The sequence below is a fragment of the Aliidongia dinghuensis genome (assembly GCF_014643535.1).
Taxonomy (GTDB): domain Bacteria; phylum Pseudomonadota; class Alphaproteobacteria; order ATCC43930; family CGMCC-115725; genus Aliidongia; species Aliidongia dinghuensis.
The window spans coordinates 483,173-503,723 of the sequence record NZ_BMJQ01000002.1; the positions used below are offsets into that span (position 1 = coordinate 483,173).

General features: G+C 68.3%; 19 protein-coding genes. 7 read left to right on the plus strand and 12 right to left on the minus strand.

All coding sequences use genetic code 11. The features are described 5' to 3' along the window. Positions 1–5 precede the first annotated feature (5 nt). The 8 genes from IEY58_RS05605 to IEY58_RS05640 all read right to left on the minus strand — a co-directional run bounded on the left by IEY58_RS05605 (position 6) and on the right by IEY58_RS05640 (position 7,773). Entirely contained in the window at positions 6–410 is a 405-nt protein-coding gene (locus tag IEY58_RS05605; RefSeq protein ID WP_189043346.1) for a GFA family protein, read from the minus strand. Continuing rightward, complete coding sequence (locus IEY58_RS05610) at positions 407–1,474, minus strand: 3-deoxy-7-phosphoheptulonate synthase (RefSeq protein ID WP_189043348.1); 1,068 nt, start codon at positions 1,472–1,474, stop codon at positions 407–409. The genes IEY58_RS05605 and IEY58_RS05610 overlap by 4 nt, the downstream gene beginning before the upstream one ends. 311 nt (positions 1,475–1,785) lie before the next feature. Next, the gene (locus tag IEY58_RS05615) at positions 1,786–2,613 is read right to left on the minus strand and encodes an acyl-ACP desaturase (RefSeq protein ID WP_189043350.1); all 828 of its coding nucleotides are present in this window, start codon (positions 2,611–2,613) and stop codon (positions 1,786–1,788) included. Between the two features lie 163 nt (positions 2,614–2,776). Further along, a complete protein-coding gene (gene atpC / locus IEY58_RS05620) occupies positions 2,777–3,220 on the minus strand; it encodes an ATP synthase F1 subunit epsilon (RefSeq protein WP_189043352.1) in 444 nt (147 codons plus the stop codon). 91 nt (positions 3,221–3,311) lie between these two features. Further along, complete coding sequence (gene atpD / locus IEY58_RS05625; protein ID WP_189043354.1) at positions 3,312–4,736, minus strand: F0F1 ATP synthase subunit beta; 1,425 nt, start codon at positions 4,734–4,736, stop codon at positions 3,312–3,314. A 28-nt stretch (positions 4,737–4,764) separates the two neighbouring features. Continuing rightward, a complete protein-coding gene (locus tag IEY58_RS05630) occupies positions 4,765–5,649 on the minus strand; it encodes a F0F1 ATP synthase subunit gamma (protein ID WP_189043356.1) in 885 nt (294 codons plus the stop codon). A 32-nt stretch (positions 5,650–5,681) separates the two neighbouring features. Next, on the minus strand, positions 5,682–7,211 hold the full coding sequence (gene atpA, locus IEY58_RS05635) for a F0F1 ATP synthase subunit alpha (protein ID WP_189043357.1): 1,530 nt from the start codon (positions 7,209–7,211) through the stop codon (positions 5,682–5,684). Between the two features lie 4 nt (positions 7,212–7,215). Beyond that, positions 7,216–7,773 carry a F0F1 ATP synthase subunit delta gene (locus IEY58_RS05640; protein WP_189043359.1) on the minus strand — a complete coding sequence of 186 codons (558 nt, stop codon included), beginning with the start codon at positions 7,771–7,773 and terminating at the stop codon, positions 7,216–7,218. 228 nt (positions 7,774–8,001) lie between these two features. Between IEY58_RS05640 and IEY58_RS05645 the strand changes: the two genes are divergently transcribed. From IEY58_RS05645 to IEY58_RS05655, 3 genes are all read left to right on the plus strand, one after another. Further along, complete coding sequence (locus IEY58_RS05645) at positions 8,002–8,475, plus strand: tRNA (cytidine(34)-2'-O)-methyltransferase (RefSeq protein ID WP_189043361.1); 474 nt, start codon at positions 8,002–8,004, stop codon at positions 8,473–8,475. Further along, positions 8,475–9,365 (plus strand): oxygen-dependent coproporphyrinogen oxidase, encoded by an 891-nt coding sequence (hemF, locus tag IEY58_RS05650; protein WP_229743511.1) that lies wholly within the window; start codon positions 8,475–8,477, stop codon positions 9,363–9,365. Before IEY58_RS05645 ends, hemF begins: the two co-directional genes overlap by 1 nt. Positions 9,366–9,475: 110 nt before the next feature. Then, positions 9,476–9,880 (plus strand): lytic transglycosylase domain-containing protein, encoded by a 405-nt coding sequence (locus IEY58_RS05655; RefSeq protein ID WP_189043362.1) that lies wholly within the window; start codon positions 9,476–9,478, stop codon positions 9,878–9,880. A 69-nt stretch (positions 9,881–9,949) separates the two neighbouring features. Here the strand turns inward: IEY58_RS05655 and IEY58_RS05660 are convergent, their stop codons facing one another. From IEY58_RS05660 to IEY58_RS05670, 3 genes are read right to left on the minus strand one after another with little or no spacing between them, the layout of a single operon-like run. Next, positions 9,950–11,158: a CCA tRNA nucleotidyltransferase gene (locus IEY58_RS05660; protein ID WP_189043373.1), complete on the minus strand. Its 1,209-nt coding sequence runs from the start codon at positions 11,156–11,158 to the stop codon at positions 9,950–9,952. 35 nt (positions 11,159–11,193) lie between these two features. Then, entirely contained in the window at positions 11,194–11,769 is a 576-nt protein-coding gene (locus IEY58_RS05665) for a CoA pyrophosphatase (RefSeq protein ID WP_308422394.1), read from the minus strand. A 32-nt stretch (positions 11,770–11,801) separates the two neighbouring features. Beyond that, positions 11,802–12,362 (minus strand): DUF1285 domain-containing protein, encoded by a 561-nt coding sequence (locus IEY58_RS05670; protein WP_189043377.1) that lies wholly within the window; start codon positions 12,360–12,362, stop codon positions 11,802–11,804. A gap of 124 nt (positions 12,363–12,486) precedes the next feature. Here IEY58_RS05670 and IEY58_RS05675 point away from each other — a divergent pair, with 124 nt between their 5' ends. The 4 genes from IEY58_RS05675 to IEY58_RS05690 are packed head-to-tail and all read left to right on the plus strand — an operon-like array spanning position 12,487 to position 19,301. Next, the gene (locus tag IEY58_RS05675) at positions 12,487–13,500 is read left to right on the plus strand and encodes an AAA family ATPase (protein WP_189043379.1); all 1,014 of its coding nucleotides are present in this window, start codon (positions 12,487–12,489) and stop codon (positions 13,498–13,500) included. 8 nt (positions 13,501–13,508) lie between these two features. Next, entirely contained in the window at positions 13,509–14,441 is a 933-nt protein-coding gene (locus IEY58_RS05680) for a DUF58 domain-containing protein (RefSeq protein WP_189043381.1), read from the plus strand. Between the two features lie 4 nt (positions 14,442–14,445). Continuing rightward, positions 14,446–17,205, plus strand: a complete 2,760-nt coding sequence (locus tag IEY58_RS05685) for a DUF4159 domain-containing protein (protein WP_189043383.1) — start codon at positions 14,446–14,448, stop codon at positions 17,203–17,205. Then, positions 17,202–19,301: a hypothetical protein gene (locus IEY58_RS05690; protein ID WP_189043384.1), complete on the plus strand. Its 2,100-nt coding sequence runs from the start codon at positions 17,202–17,204 to the stop codon at positions 19,299–19,301. The genes IEY58_RS05685 and IEY58_RS05690 overlap by 4 nt, the downstream gene beginning before the upstream one ends. 130 nt (positions 19,302–19,431) lie before the next feature. Here the strand turns inward: IEY58_RS05690 and IEY58_RS05695 are convergent, their stop codons facing one another. Then, on the minus strand, positions 19,432–20,187 hold the full coding sequence (locus tag IEY58_RS05695; RefSeq protein ID WP_189043386.1) for a carbonic anhydrase family protein: 756 nt from the start codon (positions 20,185–20,187) through the stop codon (positions 19,432–19,434). Positions 20,188–20,551: the final 364 nt, after the last annotated feature.

The window sequence follows — 20,551 nt, forward strand, 5'->3', positions numbered from 1 at the left end:
CGGGCTCAGCGTCCCGGCGGCCACGCCTCATATCGCGGCACCGCCTCATCTTCCGTCAGCCACGGCACATCATGCCCGGTCCAGATGTGCATGGCCGGCCGCTGGCCAGGGTCGTCGTCGAGCGTCGCCACGCGCAGGATGACATGCGGCTCAGCCGGCCGCTCGGCCACGAGGTGGCTGCCGCAGGTCGTGCAGAAATGGCGGCGCTTGCCGGGCGAGGATTCGAAGGCGGCGAGCCGATCCTCGCCCGCGGTCCAGCGGAAATGCTCCCGCAGCACCCGCGCCGTCGCGGCAACGGCGGCGGCGTGGGCCTTGCGGCAGGTGGCGCAATGGCATTGCACGATCGGGCCGTCGAGGCCGTCGACCGCATAGCGCACGGCGCCGCAGAGGCAGCTGCCTTTCAGGCTCATGCCGCCTTGGCCCGCCGCCGCTGCCGGACCGCGTCCGCCAGCGTGTCCAGCACCGTGACCGAGGTCGGCCAGTCGATGCAGCCGTCGGTGATGCTCTGGCCATAGACGAGCGGCTGGCCCGGCACCAGGTCCTGGCGGCCCGCCACCAGGTGGCTCTCGATCATGGCGCCCATGATGCGCCGGTCGCCGCCCGCCACCTGGGCCGCGATCGCGTCCACCACCTTCGGCTGGTTTTCGGGCTTCTTCGAGGAGTTGGCGTGGCTCGCATCGATCATGATGCGCGGCTGGATGCCGGCCTTCACCGCCTCGGCCGCGGCCGCCTCGACGCTCGCCGCGTCATAGTTGGGCGCCTTGCTGCCGCCGCGCAGGATGATGTGGCAGTCCTCGTTGCCGGCCGTGGCGGCGATGGCGGCGCGGCCCTCCTTGGTCACCGCCATGAAATGATGCGGGTGCGAGGCCGCGGTCACCGCGTCGACCGCGACGCGCACGCCACCGTCCGTGCCGTTCTTGAAGCCGATCGGGCAGGAGAGGCCCGATGCCAGCTCGCGATGCACCTGGCTCTCGGTCGTGCGCGCGCCGATGGCGCCCCAGGCGACGAGATCGGCGATGTACTGCGGCGAGATCGTGTCGAGGAACTCGACGCCGGCCGGCATGCCCATACGATTGATGTCGAGCAGCAGGCCGCGCGCCAGGCGCAGGCCCTCGTCGATGCGGAAGCTGCCGTCAAGCCGCGGGTCGTTGATGAGGCCCTTCCAGCCGACGGTCGTGCGCGGCTTCTCGAAATAGACGCGCATGACGATCTCGAGCGCGTCGGAGAGGCGCCAGCGCTCGGCGAGCAAGCGCCCGGCATATTCGCGCGCCGCCACGGGATCATGGATCGAGCAGGGGCCGATGACGACGACCAGCCGGTCGTCGGCGCCGGCGAGGATATCGTGCACGGCGGCGCGGGATTGGAACACGGTCTCGGTCACCGCGTCGGTGCGCGGCAGCTCGGCGATGAGCTCGACCGGCGGAACGAGGGCGGTGATCTCGCGGATGCGCAGGTCGTCGGTGGTGTGCGGCACGGGGGTCAACTCCTGGGGGTGGGGCGACCCGGCGGCAACAAAAAAGCCGCCAGGCAGCTGGCGGCTCGTCGGATGGCGTGTTCTTGTCGTCAGGTCACACGGCACCGGTCCCGCCAGCGATGTAGCAGGTATAAAATCGCGCAAAATAGGCCAGCGCAAAATAGGTCGGGGCGGCGATCATGACGCCGCACGCTAACCGCAATGGCGGGGCCGTGTCACGCGGAATGTTGGCTGCGCGCGCTCGAAAGCAAAACAGCCGCCCGTGGGAGCCGTCCGGGGGCGGCCGTTCGCATGTTGGTCCGTTGCGGGGTTCAGGCGGCGGCGACCGTGCCGTAGCGGGAGAAGCGCTTGGCGCGGTTGCGCATGGTGAACCAGGCGAAGTTGGAGGCGACGCGGTTCAGCCGCCCGTTGGCCGGCAGGCCCACCGCCTTCAGCACCATGGCGCTCACCCGGTCGACATGGTGGCGGCGATAGACCGAATAGGCGCGGCCGATATAGGCGCGGGTCCAGCGCTGCCGGTCGTAGGGCTCGTCCGGATGGTTGGCCGCGTAATAGGCGTAGGCGAGCTCGTCGTCCTCCGACTCGCGGATGCGGCCGAGCGCCACGCCCAGCCGGCCCCAGAAGCCCAGCCCCTCGCGGTCCAGATAGGTCTTGAGGTGGGTGTAGAACAGCTTGTAGTGCCTGAGCTCGTCGGCCGCGATCCGCTTGCAGATGTCCTTCAGCACCGGCTCGTCGGTCGCCTCGGCAAGGGCAGTGTAATAGGAGCTGGTGCCGGTCTCGACGATGCAGCGCGCGATGAGCTCGCCCGCGCGCGAGCCGCGGATCGAGGCGTCGACCTGGGTTTCCAGGTGATAGCCGGTGACGAAGCGCTCGAATGACGCCTCGAAATCGAACGAGGGATCGGCGAGCTTCGCCCAGCGCGCCAGCACCTCGCCATGCTGCACTTCCTCGGCACCCCACCGGCGCAGATGCTCCTTGAGGCCGTCGTCGTCCTTGAAGACATTGCACAGGTACTTCACGTACTCGTGCCCATTGTACTCGACGAGGCTGGCCGCCTTGACGATCCGGACGAGTTCGGGATTCACCTTCGCGGCGTCGAACTCCTTCCAGGGAACGTCATCCAGGGTCCAGTGCGACATCGGCTCACCTAATCTCTTGAACTCTCGGTGCTGCGACTCGCTCGCAGCTTACGCATGACCGGGATTATATGCCATCAGGGGCGTCGTTCCGTAAGCCCCTGAAAACAAGGACGGCCGGCCTCGCTCAGACAAGGCCGGCCGATCGGTGGTACTCCAGGACGGCTTAGTGGCGAACGATGCCCTCGACCGCCTGCGCCTTCGCGGTCGCAACCGCGAGCTGTCGCTCTGCGGCCTTGAACCGCACCTTGTCCGCGTCGCTGCCCTTCTCGGCCGTGGCGAGCGCCTCGCCATAACGGCTGGTCGCCTCGGCCAGTTCGGCGTCGACCGCCGCCTTGTCGAGCGACGAGACGGTCACCGCCTCGTCGGCCAGCACCGTGCAGCGCTCCGGCGTCACTTCGGCGAAGCCGCCGGCGATGAAGATGCGCTCGGCGACATTGTTGCCCTCGTAGACCTCGATCGTGCCGGGGCGGACCGAGGAGATGAGCGGCGCATGACCGGGCAGCACGCCGAGATTGCCTTCGGCGCCCGGAATCACGACCATCTCGACCGTGTCGGAGAGAAGGATCTTCTCCGGCGAGACGAGCTCGAACTTAACCTTCTCGGCCATACGTCAGGACCTTTCCTCGGGCGTTCCCCGGCGTGCAGGCCGCAGGGAACGCCCCACTTCCATGTGAACCCGATCAGGCATGTGAACCCGATCAGGCCGCTTCGGCGGCGAGCTTGCGGGCCTTTTCCTGGGCCTCTTCGATCGTGCCGACCATGTAGAAGGCCGCTTCCGGCAGGTCGTCGTACTTGCCGTCGACGATGCCCTTGAAGCCCTTGATCGTGTCTTCGAGCTTCACGAGCACGCCCGGCGTGCCGGTGAACACTTCGGCGACGTGGAACGGCTGCGACAGGAAGCGCTCGATCTTGCGGGCGCGGGAGACGACCAGCTTGTCGTCTTCCGACAGCTCGTCCATGCCCAGGATCGCGATGATGTCCTGCAGCGACTTGTACTGCTGCAGCACGCGCTGGACCGAACGGGCCGTGTTGTAGTGCTCCTCGCCGATGACCCGCGGGTCGAGCATGCGCGAGGTCGAGTCGAGCGGGTCGACCGCCGGGAAGATGGCCTTTTCCGCGATCGAGCGCGACAGCACCGTCGTCGCGTCCAAATGCGCGAACGACGTGGCCGGCGCCGGGTCGGTCAGGTCGTCGGCGGGCACGTAGATGGCCTGCACCGAGGTGATCGAGCCCTTCTTGGTCGACGTGATGCGTTCCTGCAGCGCGCCCATGTCGGTCGAGAGTGTCGGCTGATAGCCGACCGCCGAAGGGATGCGGCCCAGGAGCGCCGACACTTCCGAGCCCGCCTGGGTGAAGCGGAAGATGTTGTCGACGAAGAACAGCACGTCCTGGCCTTCCTCGTCGCGGAAATATTCGGCGACCGACAGACCCGAGAGGGCGACGCGCGCGCGGGCACCCGGCGGCTCGTTCATCTGGCCATAGACGAGCGCCACCTTGGAGCCCGGCCCATCGGTCTTGATGATGCCGCCCTCGATCATCTCGTGATAGAGGTCGTTGCCCTCGCGGGTGCGCTCGCCGACGCCGGCGAACACGGAATAGCCGCCGTGGTTCATTGCGACGTTGTTGATGAGCTCCATGATCGTCACGGTCTTGCCGACGCCGGCGCCGCCGAACAGGCCGATCTTGCCGCCCTTGGCGTAGGGCGCCAGCAGGTCGACGACCTTGATGCCGGTGACGAGGATCTCGGCCTCGGTCGACTGGTCGACGAATTCCGGAGCCGGCTTGTGGATCGGAGCGGTGCGCGTGGCGCCGACCGGGCCGCGCTCGTCGACCGGCTCGCCGATGACGTTCAGGATGCGGCCGAGCGTCTCGGGGCCGACCGGCATCGCGATGGGCCCGCCGGTGTCGCTCACCTTGGTGCCGCGCACCAGGCCGTCGGTCGTATCCATGGCGATGGTGCGGACGGTGTTCTCACCGAGGTGCTGGGCGACCTCGAGGATGAGGTTGCGTTCGGGGATATCGACCCTGAGCGCGTTCAGGATCGCCGGCTTGTCGCCCTCGAACTGGACGTCGACGACCGCGCCGATGATCTGGGTGATCGTCCCCACGTTGGTGTTGGCCATGATGTCTTCCCTTAAGCGAGACGAGCCTCTAGAGCGCTTCGGCGCCCGAGATGATCTCGATGAGTTCCTTCGTGATGGTGGCTTGGCGCGTGCGGTTGTAGACCAGGGTCAGGCCCTTGATCATGTCGCCGGCATTGCGCGTCGCGTTGTCCATCGCGGTCATGCGCGCGCCGTGCTCGCTCGCGGCGTTTTCGAGCAGCGCCGTGAAGATCTGCACGCCCACGTTGTTCGGCAGCAGCTCGGTGAGGATTTCTTCCTCGCTCGGCTCGAACTCGTAGATGGCGCTGGCCGCCTCGTCGGTCTTCTCCGCGGCCGCGGGCGCGCCGAACGGGATCAACTGCTGCACCGTCACGATCTGGGAGATCGCCGACTTGAACTTGGCGAAGATGATCGTGGCGACGTCGAATTCACCCGCCTCGAACCGGCTCAGCACCGCCGCGGAAATGCTCTTCGCTTCCGAGAAATGCACGCCGCGGCGGCCGACGTCGGTCACGCTGTCGATCAGGAGCTTCGGGAATTCGCGGCGCATCGCGTCGCGGCCCTTGCGGCCGACGGCCATGACCTTGACGGTCTTGCCTTCACCCTGGAGCGCACGGATCAGCCGACGGGCCTCGCGCAGGATGGTGGCGTTGAAGCCACCGGCGAGGCCGCGGTCGGACGTCGCGATGATCAACAGGTGCGTGTCCGTCTTGCCCGTGCCCGCGAGCAGCGCGGGCGCAGTCGGCAGGCCGGCCATCGACTGGGCCAGCGAGCCCAGCATCCGTTCCATGCGCTCGGCATAGGGGCGCGAGGCCTCGGCCGCGTCCTGCGCCCTTTTTAGGCGCGAGGCCGCGACCAGTTTCATCGCGGACGTAATCTTCCGCGTCGATTGGACACTTCGGATTCGTGTCCGCAGGTCCTTCAAGCTCGCCATCGGCTAAGTCCTTGTCCTGGTCGGGCCTGGGCTCAGGCGAAGCTCTTCATGAAGGTCTCGATGAACGCCTTCAGCTTCTCTTGGGTGTCGGGCTTGAGTTCGCGGTCCTTGCGGATCGCGTCCAGGATGTCACCGCCGCGGGCGCGCAGGTCGGCCAGCAGGGCCAGCTCGGCCCGGTTGATGTCCTTGACCTCGATCTTGTCGAGCAGGCCGCGGACGCCGGCGAAGATCGACGCCACCTGCTCCTCGACCGGCAGCGGCGAGAACTGCGGTTGCTTCAGGAGCTCGGTCAGCCGCGCGCCGCGGGCGAGCAAGCGCTGGGTCGAGGCGTCGAGGTCGGAGGCGAACTGCGAGAAGGCCGCCATCTCGCGATACTGGGCGAGGTCGAGCTTGATCGTGCCGGCGACCTGCTTCATCGCCTTGATCTGGGCGGCGGATCCCACGCGCGACACCGACAGGCCGACGTTGATGGCCGGACGGATGCCCTTATAGAACAGCTCGGTCTCGAGGAAGATCTGGCCGTCGGTGATCGAGATCACGTTGGTCGGGATGTAGGCCGAGACGTCGCCCGCCTGGGTCTCGATGACCGGCAGCGCCGTGAGTGAGCCGGCGCCGTTGGCGTCGTTCAGCTTGGCGGCGCGCTCCAAGAGGCGCGAGTGGACGTAGAACACGTCGCCCGGATAGGCCTCGCGCCCCGGCGGACGGCGCAGCAGCAGCGACATCTGGCGATAGGAGACCGCCTGCTTCGACAGATCATCATAGATGATGAGCGCGTGCATGGCGTTGTCGCGGAAGAACTCGCCCATGGCGCAGCCGGTGTAGGGCGCCAGGAACTGCAGCGGCGCCGGCTCCGACGCCGTCGCGGCGACGATGATCGAGTACTCGAGCGCGCCGTAGTCCTGCAGGACCTTGACGAACTGGGCGATGCTGGAGCGCTTCTGCCCGATCGCGACATAGACGCAATAGAGCTTCTTCGACTCGTCCGTGCCGGCGTTGATCGCCTTCTGGTTCAGGATCGTGTCGAGCGCCACCGCGGTCTTGCCGGTCTGGCGGTCGCCGATGATGAGCTCGCGCTGGCCGCGCCCGATCGGCACCAGGCTGTCGATCGCCTTCAGGCCGGTCTGCATCGGCTCGTGCACCGACTTGCGGGGGATGATGCCCGGCGCCTTCACCTCGACGCGCTGCATCTTGACGTCGGTGAGCGGGCCCTTGCCGTCGATCGGGTTGCCGAGGCCATCGACCACGCGGCCGAGCAGGCCCTTGCCGACCGGCACCTCGACGATGGCGCCGGTGCGCTTGACCGTGTCGCCTTCCTTGATGCCGCGGTCTTCGCCGAAGATCACCGCGCCGACGTTGTCGGTCTCGAGATTGAGCGCCATACCCTTGACGCCGCCCGGGAATTCGACCATCTCGCCGGCCTGGACCTTGTCCAGGCCATAGATGCGCGCGATGCCGTCACCGACCGACAGGACCTGGCCGACCTCGGCCACATCTGCTTCGGTGCCGAAATTGGCGATCTGTTCCTTGAGGATGGCGGAAATTTCCGCAGCCCGGATTTCCATTCTCTTAGATCCCTCTCATGGCAAGCTGCAGGCGCGTGAGCTTGGTGCGCAGCGAGCCGTCGACCATACGCGACCCGACCTTGACGACCAGTCCGCCGATGATTGCGGGATCGACCCGCACATCGACCGCGACCTTGGACCCGATGGCCCGATTGATTTGTTCGTTGATCGCCGCCAGCTGGCCCTCGGTAAGGGCCTGGGCCGCGGTTACCTGGGCCGTGACTTCGCCGCGGCGCTCGGCTACGAGGGCGAGGTAGCCCCTGATGATGTCAGTGAGCGCGAACAGCCGGCGGTTCTGCGCCACGACGCCCACGAAGTTGCGCACGATCTGCCCGAACGCCGCCTTCTCCATCAGTGCCGCCATGGCGCGAGCCTGCTGCTCCCGGCTCAGGACCGGGCTGCGGATGAGGCGCTCCAGATCGGGGCTCTCCTCGATCATCTGACGAAGCTTGACGAGATCGCCCTCGATCGCGTCGAGAGCCTGCTGCTGATCGGCCAGATCGAATAGAGCGGTGGCGTAACGGCCAGCCAGTCCGGATACGCCTGTCGCTTCGGATGCCACGTGAGCTGTACCTTCGATATTACCGGAAGATGGGGACCGGAATCCCCGCGAAATGTGTTTCCCGAACGGGGGGTTGAGCCACGCGAAGATGGCCTGGCGGGCCCATGTCCGTCCGGAAGCCGTGCGGCAATAGCATAAGGGCGGCGAGGGTGCAACAACGGCTCGGCCTTATTGTCGCAGGGCTGTCGTTCTCGACATGAGGGGGTTGCAGCCGGCACGATGGCCGCCATGCGACTTGCCCTTTTCGAACCCGATATCGCCCAGAACGCCGGTACCATGATGCGCCTTGCCGCCTGCCTCGGGCTCGCGGTCGATCTCATCGAGCCCTGCGGCTTCATCGTGGGCGACGCGAAATTCCGCCGTTCGGCCATGGACTATCTCGACCGACTCGATCTCGCCCGCCATCGCTCCTGGACGGCGTTCGAGGCCGAGCGCCGCGCCCGTGCCAACCCGGGGCGCCTCGTGCTGCTGACGACGCGGGCGGAGGAGCGTTACATCGATGCGCGCTTCGCGCCCGGCGACACGCTGATGGTCGGGCGCGAGAGTGCGGGCGTCCCCGATGCGGTGCATGCGGCCGCCGACTTGCGCGTGCGCATTCCGATGCAGCCGGGTTTGCGCTCGATCAATGTGGCGCTCGCCGCCGCCATGGTAATCGGCGAGGCGTTGCGCCAGACCCATCTCTTTGCCGAAGGATCCGCTTGATGACCATCCCGTCGATGACTGTTCCGGCGGCCGACCCGTCGCCCCGGCGCGCCGAGGCGCGCGCCTGGTTTGAGGAATTGCGCGACCGGCTATGCGCCGAGTTCGAGGCGATCGAGGACGAATATGTCGCCCGGACCCGGGTCGGCGACCCCGGGCGGTTCGAGCGCAAGCCCTGGTCGCGCCCAGGCAGTCAAGGGGGCGAGGGCGGCGGCGGCGTCATGTCGATCATGCGTGGCCACGTGTTCGAGAAGGTCGGCGTCAACGTCTCGACCGTGCACGGCGAGTTTTCCGAGGAGTTCCGCGGCCAGATCGCCGGTGCGGCCGAAGATCCGCGCTTCTGGGCGAGCGGCGTCTCCCTCGTCGCCCACATGCGCTCGCCCAAGGTGCCGGCCGCGCACATGAACACGCGTCATATCGCGACCACGGTCGCCTGGTTCGGCGGCGGTGGCGACTTGACGCCTATGGTGCCGGACGACGCGGATACGGGCGATTTCCATGGCGCCTTCAAGGCGGCGTGCGACGCGCACGACCCGGCCTACTATCCGAAGTTCAAGGAATGGTGCGACCGCTATTTCTATCTGCCGCATCGCAAGGAGCCGCGCGGCGTGGGCGGCATCTTCTACGACAATCTCAGGACCGGGGACTGGGACAAGGACTTCGCCTTCACGCGCGACGTGGGTCTGGCATTCCTCGACGCTTTCCCGCGCATCGTGCGCCGGCACATGTTCGAGCCCTGGACAGATGAGGAGCGGCGCCACCAGCTCATCCGCCGCGGCCGCTATGTCGAGTTCAACCTGCTCTACGACCGCGGCACGACCTTCGGCCTCAAGACCGGCGGCAACGTCGAGGCGATCCTGATGTCGATGCCGCCCGAGGTGATTTGGCCGTAACGCGAGAGGATTCGCCGCGCCGGCGGTTAACAAGGATTGATCGGGGGATTGACGGGCGCGCCGTCGTCCGGCATCCCTCGTCACAGGACTGTTGGCTCAAGGGAGCGACGATGAGCGTGCCGTTTCTCGCGTGCATGATTGCCGCTGCGTCCTTCCATCACCTGCCGGTGCAGGCGCTGGCCGCGATCCAGTCGGTCGAGGGCGGTACTGTGGGCGCCGTCATCGGCGACAAGGACGGTTCGGCCGATCTCGGCCTGATGCAGGTCAACACGCGCTGGATCCCGGCGGTCGCCCGCGCGACCCGTACGGCCGAGCCGGCGGTGCGCGCCCGGCTGATCGAGGACGGCTGCTACAACGTCAAGGTCGCGGCCGCGATCCTCGACGTCTACAAGGCCGAGGCACACGGCAACATGGTCGAGGCGGTGGGATTCTACCATTCCCACACGCCGGCGCTCAAAGCCGCCTACCAGACGAAGGTCCTGGCGGCGGCAGTCCGGCTGCGCAACCGCGGCTAAGGTTCGCAGAGCGTCCTTCTCGTTCCCTGTTTCACTCGTCATCCCCGGGCTTGACGCAAAGAGATGTTCTCAAACACCGGCGATCGCCTTCAGCCGTTCCAGGCATGCGGCGCGGTCGGCTTGGAAATCGCCGGCGATCCACCAGTCTTCGACCTCGCTCAGGATCCGGCCGATCGCGGGTCCGCTCGCGATGCCGAGGGCGCGGACGTCGCGGCCGGCGACCGGCAGCGCCGGGCTGGTCCAGGCGTCGGCGAGGGCGATCAGCGCCCTGGCCCGGTCGGCCTTTCCGTCTTCGGCGGCGCGGAGTAGCACGAAGTCGCGATAGAGCGCAGCCCCTCGGCGATAGAGTAGAACACGCTGCGTCTGCGCATCGGCGGAAAGGTCGACCGGGTTCGCGCCGGTCAGGAGCACGAGGCGATCGCGCATCGCTGTCGGCAGGCGCAGGCGCTCGGCCGCCGCGGCGCCGGCACCCGGCGGGAGCAGTGCTGCCAGGCGTCGCAGGGAATCGGTCTCGGGCTCGAGTGCGACCAGGGCGGCGAGCCGGTCGGGCCGGAACGGCGGTGGCAGATAGGCCGCGAGCACGCCGTCCTCGATCATCAGCCGGACCGTCGGTGCCGGATCGCGGGCATGGAGCAGCTTGTGCGTCTCGGCTTGGAGCCGCTCGCCGGCCAACCGCTCGATCCGGTCGGTGCGCGCCCGGCAGGCGGCCCGCGCCGCGGGATCGGCCGGGGTGCGGCCGTAGCGCGCCTGGAAGCGGTAGAAGCGCAGGATGCGCAGCACATCCTCGTCGATGCGCCGGAGCGGCTCGCCGACGAAGCGGATCCGGCCGGCAAGACAATCGCCGATGCCGCCGATCGGGTCCCAGATGCCGCCAGCGCGGTCGAGATAGAGCGCGTTCAGCGTGAAGTCGCGCCGGGCGGCATCTTCCGCCCAGTTGTTCGTGAACGCCACGGTCGCGCGGCGGCCGTCGGTCTCGATGTCGCGCCGGAGCGTCGTCACCTCGACCGGCGTGCCATCGGCCAGGACCGCGGTCACGGTACCGTGGCTGAGGCCGGTCGGGATCGCCCGGATGCCGGCCGCATCAAGCCGCCGGAGCACCTCGGGCGGCTCGAGCGGGGTCGCCAGATCGAGGTCGCCCGGCGGCAGGTTCAGAAGCGTGTCGCGCACCACGCCGCCGACGAAGCGGCCCTCGCCGAGCGCGTCGAGCAGGGCCGTGAGCGCCGGTCGTTCGAGCCAGTCCGGCACCGGGATCCGGCGGGCCGGCGCGGCTTTGCTCATAGGCAGGGGCTCACGGGCAGGGGCTCATGGGCGGCTCATGGGGGCGTCGTCTGCAGCAGCAGCGCCAGATTGACCAGCATGCCGGCGGTGGCGCCCCAGATGTAGCGGTCCTGGTATGGCAGTACATAGAAGAAGCGCCGGCGTCCCTGCCATTCGCGGCTGTGCCGTTCGTGATTGGCGCGATCGACGAAGAAGGCGAGCGGCACCTCGAACACCTCGGCGACCTCGTGCGGGTCGGGGACCACCGGAAAGGGCGGGCGGATCAGGCCGACGACCGGCGTCACCTCGTAGCGGGTCGACGTGATGTAGGTGTCGAGCCGGCCCAGCACCCGCACGCACTCGGGCGGGAGGCCCACTTCCTCCTGCGCTTCGCGCAGCGCCGTCACGACTGCATCGGCATCGTCCGGCTCGGCCCGCCCGCCCGGGAAACTGATCTGGCCGGCATGATCGGCCAAGTGCGCCGTGCGCTGGGTCAGCAACACGGTCAGCCCGTCGGGCCGGTCGATGAGCGGCACCAGGACCGAGGCCTGCGTCTGCGCGGGCGGCGGCACGAAGCCGGGATTGAGGTCGTGATCGCCACGCGGCCGCGTGCCCGGCGGACGCGCCAGCACCTCGTTCAGCCGCTCGACGACGAAGTCAGTCGTCAGATAGCGTCCGTCGAATTGTCGAGGGGAAAGAATTTTCCGTTGCTCCAAACACCGAAACGAGACGTGCCGTCGACCGTCGCCTCTTCGCCTCTTTCAATCAGATGGTAGAATACCGGGCGCAGGAGCAGCGCTTCAAGGCCGGGTCTGACCAGCACATAAGGCCGGGGTTCGTCCGTCCCGGGCGCGGTCGCGACGCGCAGGGGATGGTTTTCACCGACAACTACCTTATCATCGAGGTTCGTTCTGAACGTGAGGCTCTGGTCCCTGTCTTGTCCTTCTGCCTCCAGCTCCACCGCGACGAACGGCGCGTCCTCGACCTCGATCCGGCCGCGCTCGGCCGGCGTTACGAGCCAGTAGCTGCCGTCGGCTTCGCGGCGCAGGACCGTGGCGAACAGCTTGACGAGCGGCAGCCGGCGGATCGGCGAATTCCGGTAATACCAGGTGCCGTCGCGGGCGATGCGGATATTGAAATCGCCGCAGCTCTCGATGATGCCCGGCCCGATGGCGTTGGGCGTCGGTCTCTCTGCCTGCGGGGCGTCGGTTTCGGGCGTCTTCATTCCATCACTACTCCCAAAGCCGCTGTGGCGTTAGGTCGCCCTGTTGCCTAGCATGATTGCAGTCCGCACATTTCCGGTGACAATCGGTCTATCGACCCGCGGCACGCCCTAGGAGCTAACGCCCGTGAGCCTTGATCCAACCACCACGACCGCCGCCGAGGCAACGCACCTTGTCAATGAGATCGAGGCGCTGGGGCATCGCCTGAAGTCCGTGCGCGAGCGGATCGGCCGCGTGATCTTCGGCCAACGCGACGTCATCGATCAAGCGCTCATCACGCTCCTCGCCGGCGGCCATACGCTGCTGGTCGGCGTGCCCGGGCTTGCCAAGACGCGGCTCGTCGAGACGCTCGGCACCGTCCTGGGGCTCGACGACAAGCGGGTGCAATGCACGCCCGACCTGATGCCGGCCGACATTATCGGCTCCGAGGTGCTGGAGGAGGGCGAGAGCGGCCGCCGCTCGTTCCGCTTCCTGCCCGGGCCGGTGTTCGCGCAATTGCTGATGGCCGACGAGATCAACCGTGCGAGCCCGCGCACCCAGTCGGCGCTGCTCCAGGCGATGCAGGAGCATCGGGTCTCGGTCGGCGGCCAGTATCATCCGCTGCCGCGGCCGTTCCATGTGCTGGCGACGCAGAACCCGATCGAGCAGGAAGGCACATACCCGCTGCCCGAGGCGCAGCTCGACCGGTTCCTGATCCAGATCGATGTCGGATATCCCGACCTCGAAGCGGAGCGTCACATGCTGCTGGCGACGACCGGCGTGGCCGAGGCGGTGCCGGAGCAAGCCATGACTGCGGAGGACCTGATGCTGGCCCAGCGGCTGATCCGGCGCGTGCCGGTCGGCGAGGGCGTGGTCGACGCCATCCTCGACCTGGTCCGGTCGGGCCGGCCGGAAACGAGCCCGGTCGGCGAGGTCCAGCGGTCCGTCGCCTGGGGGCCAGGCCCGCGCGCCAGTCAGGCGCTGATGCTGGCGGCGCGCGCGCGGGCCGTCCTGGACGGACGGCTGTCGCCCTCGATCGACGATGTGGCGGCGCTCGCCGGTCCCGTGCTGCGGCATCGCATGGCGTTGAGCTTCGCCGCCCGGGCCGACGGCGTGACGCTCGACCGGATCGTCGGCCTCTTGGTCGAACGGCTTGGCTGATCGATAACATGGTCGTGCTCCGCTCCCGACACGAGGCCGAGGCGCTCGCCGCTCGCCTGCCGCCGCTCTTGGTGCAGGCGGAACGGGTTGCGGCCACGGTTGCCCAGGGCGTTCACGGGCGCCGGCGGGTCGGTTCCGGCGATTCCTTCTGGCAGTTCCGCGCCTATGTGCCGGGCGACCCGGTTGCGCGCATCGACTGGCGCGAGACCGCGAAGTCCGAGCGTGCCTATATCCGCGAGAACGAGTGGGAAGCGGCGCAGAGCGTCTGGCTGTGGCACGACCGCTCACCTTCGATGAACTGGCGCTCCGAGCGGAACCTGCCGACCAAGGGGGCGCGGGCATCACTCCTGCTGCTGGCGCTGGCGGCCCTTCTGGTGCGGGGCGGCGAACGGGTAACGCTGCTGGGCTCGGGCCTGCCGCCGGCGCACGGCCGTGCCGTGCTCGATCGGCTCGCCCTCACGATAGAACGGGCGGGCGAGGCCGTGACCGGGCTGCCGGCGGTCGAACCCGTGCCGCGGCACGGCTCGATCGTGCTGATCGGCGATCTCCTGATGCCGCTCGAGGAGCTGCACGCACTCCTGGCAGGTTTTGCTGCGGCGGGCGTGCGCGGCCACCTGCTGCAGGTGCTCGACCCGGCGGAGGAGAGTTTGCCGTTCGAGGGACGCGTGCGGTTCGAAGGTCTGGAGCGCGAGGGCGCGCTGCTTATCGCGCGGGTCGACACGGTGCGCGAGGAATATCAGGCGCGGCTGGCGGCCCATCAGGACGGGCTCGCGGCCCTCGCGCGCGGCCACGGCTGGTCGCTCGCGCGCCATCGCACGGATCAGCCGCCGCATCGGGCACTCCTGGCGCTCTACGGCATGTTGTCGGGCGGGCTCCCCCCCGGTCATGACGTCCAGCGGCACGACATGCAGCGCCGCGACATCCAGCAGACGGGGACCTGACGCGATGCTGGGTTTCGGCGCCTTCGGTTTTGCCGCTCCCTGGCTGCTCGCCGGTTTCGCGGTACTGCCGGTGCTCTGGTGGCTGATCCGCGTGACGCCGCCGGCGCCGACCATCGTGCGCTTCCCGGCGATCCGCCTCCTGATGGGGCTCAACCCGGCCGACGAGACGCCGGCCAAGACGCCGTGGTGGCTCATCCTGCTGCGCCTCGTGATCGCGTCGCTGCTGATCGTGGGCTTGGCCCATCCGCTGCTCAATCCGGCGGCCGAGCTGCCGGGCGCGGGGCCGGTGGTGCTGGTCGTCGATGACGGCTGGGCATCGGCGGCCAATTGGCCCGAGATGCAGCGACGGGCGGACGAGATCATCGACCAGGCGGATCGCGCCGACCGTCGCGTGGTGCTGGTCACGACCGCGGCCGGACAGCCGGCCGAACCCGCGACGCTGCAGCGCCCGGCCGATGCGCGCGGCCGCATTTCGGGCCTGGCGCCCAAGCCCTGGCCGACCGACCGCGCGGCGGCGGCCGAGCGCTTGAAGGGGCTGCCGATCCCGGCCGGGGCGACGATCTTCTATCTGGCGGACGGGCTCGACGATCGCGGCGGGGTCAAGCAGCTGTTCGAGACGCTGCGCGGCCTCGGGCCGGTGCGGCTGGTGGTCCCGCCGGACGAGCGGCTGGCGCGGCTCATCGAACCAGGCCCCGGCGAGGCGAAAGACCTGACCGTGCGGGTCGAGCGCGCGACCCAGGGCGAGGCGCCGACCGTCCGCCTGCGCGCGGCGAGCGAGGACGGCCGGCAGATAGCCGAGGCGGAGGGGCAATTCCGCTCTGACAGCACGACGCTCGATGTCGCGATTCCCATGCCGAGCGAGTTGCGCAACCGGGTCGGCCGGATCGAGATCGAGGGCGAGGCCTCGGCCGGCGCCACCGAACTGGTCGACGAATCCTCGCGCCGCCGCCCGGTCGGCATCGCCACGGACCGGCCGAGCGGCAGCAGCCAGCCACTCTTGAGCGACACCTATTACCTCGACCGCGCGCTCTCGCCCTTTGCCGAGCTTCGGCACGGCACCGTCACCGAGCTGCTCGGGCGCTCGCTCACGCTGCTCGTCCTGCCCGACGGCGACCCGGGCCCGCCGGAGCAGGACCAGGCGATCGGCCACTGGATCGAGGCCGGCGGGGTGCTCCTGCGCTTCGCCGGACCGACCATGGCCCAGCGCGAGGACGACAACCTGCTGCCAGTCATGCTGCGCCGAGGCGGGCGCACGATCGGCGGCGCCATGTCGTGGGAGAAGCCGGCCCATCTCGCCGAGTTCCCGGCCGGCACGCCGTTCGCGGGCCTGCCCGTGCCGGCGGACGTGACGGTCGACCGGCAGGTGCTGGCCGAGCCCGCGGTCGATCTTGCCTCCAAGACCTGGGCGCGGCTCACGGACGGCACGCCGCTCGTCACGGCCCAGCAGCGCGGCAAGGGCTGGCTCGTGCTCGTCCACACCAGCGCCAATACCGCCTGGTCGAACCTGGCGCTCTCGGGCCTGTTCGTCGACATGCTGCGCCGCCTGGTGCAGCTGGGCCAAGGCGTCGAGGGCACCGGTGACGCGGTGCTGCCGCCCTGGCGGGTGCTCGACGGGTACGGGCATCTTGGCGCACCGCTTGCGACGGCGCAGCCGCTCAACACGGCCGAGGCGGCCAAGATCACGCTCGGGCCGGCCCATCCGCCGGGCTTCTATGGCAACGAGACGACCCATCGGGCGCTCAATCTCGGGCCCACCGTGCCGTCGCTCGCCGCCTTCGGCTCGCTGCCGGTCGGCGTCGTCGCCGAGAACTACACCCGGATGCCGGAGGTCGATCTCCGGCCCGGGCTGCTCGGCGCGGCGCTGCTGCTGGGCCTGATCGACATCCTGATCGGCTATGGCCTGCGCGGCCTGCTCCGGCCGCGCCGCGCCGGGCTCGCGGGCGTGCTGATCGCGCTGGCCTTGGCCGCGGCACCGGCTCAGGCGGCGCCGCCCCAATCGGCGCCCCAATCTTCGGCGCCCGCTTCGGCAACCAACGGGCCGGATGCCTTTACGGTCGCCGCCACCAGTGAGCTGCGCCTCGCCTATGTGGTGACCGGCGATGGCGAGACCGACGCGATGAGCAAGGCGGGCCTCGTCGGGCTCGGCAACGTGCTGAGCCGGCGCACCGCGGTCGAGGCCGGCGATCCGATGGCGGTCGACGTCGAGGCCGACGAACTCATTTTCTTCCCGCTCATCTACTGGCCGATCACCGGGACGCAGAAGCCGCTCAGCCCCGCGGCGGCGGAACGGGTCAACCGCTACCTCGCGACCGGCGGGACGATCCTGTTCGACACGCGCGACCAGGGCACGGGCCTGCCCGGCGCCTACGGTGTCGCAGACACTGCGCGCCGGTTGCAGACGCTGCTCGCGGGCGTGAAGATCCCGCCGCTCGTCGCCGTGCCGGCTGACCATGTGCTGACCAAGTCGTTCTACCTGATGCAGGATTTTCCCGGGCGCTGGATCGGCGGCACGCTCTGGGTCGAGCCGGCGGAGGATCGGACCAATGACGGTGTCTCGACCGTCGTCGTCGGCGCCAACGACTGGGCCGGCGCCTGGGCGGTCGACGGTCAGGGCTTTCCGAGCCTGCCGGTCGTGCCGGGTGGCGAGGCGCAGCGTGAGCAGGCCTATCGTTTCGGCGTCAATCTCGTGATGTATGCGTTGACCGGCAACTACAAGGCCGACCAGGTCCATGTGCCGGCGATCCTGGAGCGCCTCGGCCAATGACCGGCTACGGCATCGCCTTCGCCCCGCTCCTGCCCTGGACGGTGATTATCGTGGCGGGGCTTCTGGGCCTCGTCATCCTGGGGTTCGGCTGGTGGCGGCGTGCGCGCGGGACGACCTGGCGCCTGGTCGCTCTCGCGATCCTGCTGGCGGCGGTCGCCAATCCCTCGCTTGTCGAGGAACAGCGCCGGCCGCAGAAGGACGTGGCGCTCATCGTGAAGGACGTCTCGCCCAGCCAGTCGATCGGCGACCGGCGGGCCGCGACCGATGCGGCGGTCAAGGGGCTGCAGGACAAGCTTGCAGCTCTGCCGAACCTCGAGGTTCGCACGATCGACGCCGGCGCCAGCGATCCGGCCCAGACCGGCGACCGTGGCACCGAACTGTTCGGCGCGGCTGAGGCGGCTCTCGCCGACGTGCCGCCGCAACGCGTCGCCGGCATCGCCATGGTGACGGACGGCCAGGTTCATGACGTGCCGCCGGCCGACCGCTCGGGCCTGACGGCGCCGCTCCATGTCCTGCTGTCGGGCCATCCGGACGAGGGCGACCGGCGCATCGTCGTGACACAGGCGCCCAGCTTCGGCATCGTCGGCAAGGAAGTGCAGCTGACGCTCAAGGTCGAGGACCTGGGCGGCAGCGCCGCCGAGCGGGCCACATATCCGCAGACCGCGCGGGTGACCGTGCGCAAGGACGGCGGCGAGACGCGCACGCTCAACATGCCGATCGGCCATGACGTGAGCCTGCCGGTCATGATCGATCACGGCGGCCAGACCGTGTTCGAGGTCGAGGTCGAGCCGGGCCCGCACGAGCTGACGCTCGACAACAACCGGGCGGTCGTCGTGATCAACGGCGTGCGCGACCGGCTGCGCGTGCTCCTCGTCTCGGGCGAGCCGCACGCGGGCGAGCGGACCTGGCGCAACCTCTTGAAGGCCGACCCGTCGGTCGACCTCGTGCATTTCACCATCCTGCGCCCGCCGGAGAAGCAGGACGGCACGCCGATCCGCGAGCTGTCGCTGATCGCGTTCCCGATCCGCGAGCTGTTCGAGGTCAAGCTGGACGAGTTCGATCTGGTCATCTTCGACCGCTACCGGCGGCGCGGCGTGCTGCCGGCGACGTATCTCGAGAATATCGCCCGCTATGTGCGCAAGGGCGGGGCGCTCTTGGAGGCGGCGGGGCCCAGCCTTGGCACCGCCACGACGCTCTATCGGACGCCTTTGGGCTCCGTACTGCCGACCGAGCCATCGGGCGAGGTCTACGAGCAGGGCTTCAAGCCCAAGGTCACCGAATTGGGCTCGCGTCATCCGGTGACCGCCGACCTGCCCGGCGCTCCCAAGAATCCGAACGGCGAGCCGACGTGGGGCCGCTGGTTCCGCCAGGTCGAGGCGACGGTGCACCACGGCCAGACCGTCATGACCGGCCTCAATGGCGAGCCGCTGCTGGTGCTCGATCGGGTCGGCGAGGGCCGTGTCGCCCAGATCCTGTCCGACGACATGTGGCTCTGGACGCGCGGCTTCGAGGGCGGTGGGCCGCAGGCCGAGCTGCTGCGCCGGCTCGCCTATTGGTTGATGAAGGAGCCGGACCTCGAGGAGAACGACCTGCGCGGCATGGTCGAAGGCTCGCGGCTCACCATCACGCGGCGCACGCTCGAGCCCGACAACCACCCGGTCGAGCTCACCCGGCCCGACGGCAAGACCGAGACGGTGACGATGAACCCGCAGAGCGGCGGCCGGTCCGTCGCCGTCGTGCCGATCACGGCGAGCGGCCTCTACCGTATCAGCGACGGCACGCGCACGGCCATCGCCGCCGCCGGCGCGCTCAACCCGATCGAGTTCGCCGACGTGCGCACGACGCCCGACAAGCTGAAACCCGTCACGGACGCGACCGGCGGCAGCATCAATTGGGCCGGCACCGGCACCAGCTTGCCGGACGTCCGCCGGGTTGCCCCGGGGCGGGACGCGGCCGGCCGCGGCTGGATCGGCTTCCGCGCGAACGGCGACTATATCGTGACCGGCCTCGACGAGACGCCGCTCATGCCCGCCTGGGCGGCGCTCATCCTGGCGCTCGGCACCCTGATCCTCGCCTGGCGCCGCGAGGGACGCTGAGGCGCCAGCTAGAGCGCGGTCGCATTGGCTGGAACCAGCCAATGCGTGAATCGCGCTCTACCTATTTGATTAGAGACGGATTCACGAAATGAGTGGATCGCCAAGCGATTCCACTCATTCCGATCCGGCTCTAGGTCAGAAACGTCACCTCGCCGTTGCTGAGGTTGTACATCGATCCGACTATCTTGATTTTCCCGGTCTTTTCCAGGTCCGCCAGGGTGGGACTGCCGCTCCGTATCGTGTCGATGGCCAGCCGCACGTTCGAACGCGCCACGGCTTCAACAAACCCGGCGTTCTTGCTGCTGCGCTCACCCGCATACTGAGTTGCGGCAATTGCCGGCTTGATCGTGTCAAGCAGCCCCGTCAGGTTGCCGAGCTGCACATTGTCGATCGCACCCTTGATCGCTCCGCACGCCGTATGGCCCATCACCAGAACGACCTTCGCGCCCTCCACCGCACAGGCGAATTCCAGGCTGCCGAGCATATCCTGATTGGCGATGTTTCCCGCGACGCGGGCGTTGAAAGTATCGCCGATACCCATGTCCAGAATGATTTCCGCCGGCGCGCGGGAATCGATGCAGCTCAAAATGGCCGCGGCCGGATATTGGCCTGCCGCACTGGCTCGCTTCTGCGCAAGGAAATCCTGCGCTTTCATTTTGCCCGATCGGAACCGCTCATTGCCTTTCTTCATCATCTCGATGATCTGGTCCGGCGTCAGGGCGTCCCGTTGGGCCTGGGTCAACGCAGCGGCTTCCGCCTGGCCCACGCCAAACCATGTCCCCGCCACCAGCGTCACCGCCCCGACACCCATTCCAGCTTTCAAAAATGCCCGCCGTCCGCTGTTCCGAGGATCGGTAAAGGCACAACAACCCTCACGCGATTGCATTGCAACCTCCCCATGACTTCGGATGAAAATCTGGAATTACTACGCGTCAACTAAACTACATCATTCCGTCAATTCCTTATACTAAAGAGATTGGTGCAGCCGATAATTGGGTATTACTATTTGGAAAATCCAGACCTGTAGATCAAGCGCCCGCAACATCTCGTTGAATAGTGCCGATTGTCCCGTGTGGGGCGGCAGCCCGCTCGCGCCGAGACGGCGACAATGGTTCAGCAGTCGCTCGTTTCAACCCAACCATCACACACCGGGACTAACCACCTCGGGTGGGGGTGTGATCATCGGTCGGTTTTGCGGAACAGTCTGTTTGGATTTCGCCCGATTGTCCGCCAGTTGTCGACAAGCCATC

Bases quoted from the DNA above. Each gene is read 5' to 3' on its own strand.
- IEY58_RS05605 (WP_189043346.1), bottom strand. From the start codon at position 410: ATGAGCCTGAAAGGCAGCTGCCTCTGCGGCGCCGTGCGCTATGCGGTC.
- IEY58_RS05615 (WP_189043350.1), bottom strand. From the start codon at position 2,613: ATGTCGCACTGGACCCTGGATGACGTTCCCTGGAAGGAGTTCGACGCC.
- atpC (WP_189043352.1), bottom strand. From the start codon at position 3,220: ATGGCCGAGAAGGTTAAGTTCGAGCTCGTCTCGCCGGAGAAGATCCTT.
- atpD (WP_189043354.1), bottom strand. From the start codon at position 4,736: ATGGCCAACACCAACGTGGGGACGATCACCCAGATCATCGGCGCGGTC.
- IEY58_RS05630 (WP_189043356.1), bottom strand. From the start codon at position 5,649: ATGGCGAGCTTGAAGGACCTGCGGACACGAATCCGAAGTGTCCAATCG.
- atpA (WP_189043357.1), bottom strand. From the start codon at position 7,211: ATGGAAATCCGGGCTGCGGAAATTTCCGCCATCCTCAAGGAACAGATC.
- IEY58_RS05645 (WP_189043361.1), top strand. From the start codon at position 8,002: ATGCGACTTGCCCTTTTCGAACCCGATATCGCCCAGAACGCCGGTACC.
- hemF (WP_229743511.1), top strand. From the start codon at position 8,475: ATGACCATCCCGTCGATGACTGTTCCGGCGGCCGACCCGTCGCCCCGG.
- IEY58_RS05655 (WP_189043362.1), top strand. From the start codon at position 9,476: ATGAGCGTGCCGTTTCTCGCGTGCATGATTGCCGCTGCGTCCTTCCAT.
- IEY58_RS05660 (WP_189043373.1), bottom strand. From the start codon at position 11,158: ATGAGCAAAGCCGCGCCGGCCCGCCGGATCCCGGTGCCGGACTGGCTC.
- IEY58_RS05670 (WP_189043377.1), bottom strand. From the start codon at position 12,362: ATGAAGACGCCCGAAACCGACGCCCCGCAGGCAGAGAGACCGACGCCC.
- IEY58_RS05680 (WP_189043381.1), top strand. From the start codon at position 13,509: ATGGTCGTGCTCCGCTCCCGACACGAGGCCGAGGCGCTCGCCGCTCGC.
- IEY58_RS05685 (WP_189043383.1), top strand. From the start codon at position 14,446: ATGCTGGGTTTCGGCGCCTTCGGTTTTGCCGCTCCCTGGCTGCTCGCC.
- IEY58_RS05690 (WP_189043384.1), top strand. From the start codon at position 17,202: ATGACCGGCTACGGCATCGCCTTCGCCCCGCTCCTGCCCTGGACGGTG.
- IEY58_RS05695 (WP_189043386.1), bottom strand. From the start codon at position 20,187: ATGCAATCGCGTGAGGGTTGTTGTGCCTTTACCGATCCTCGGAACAGC.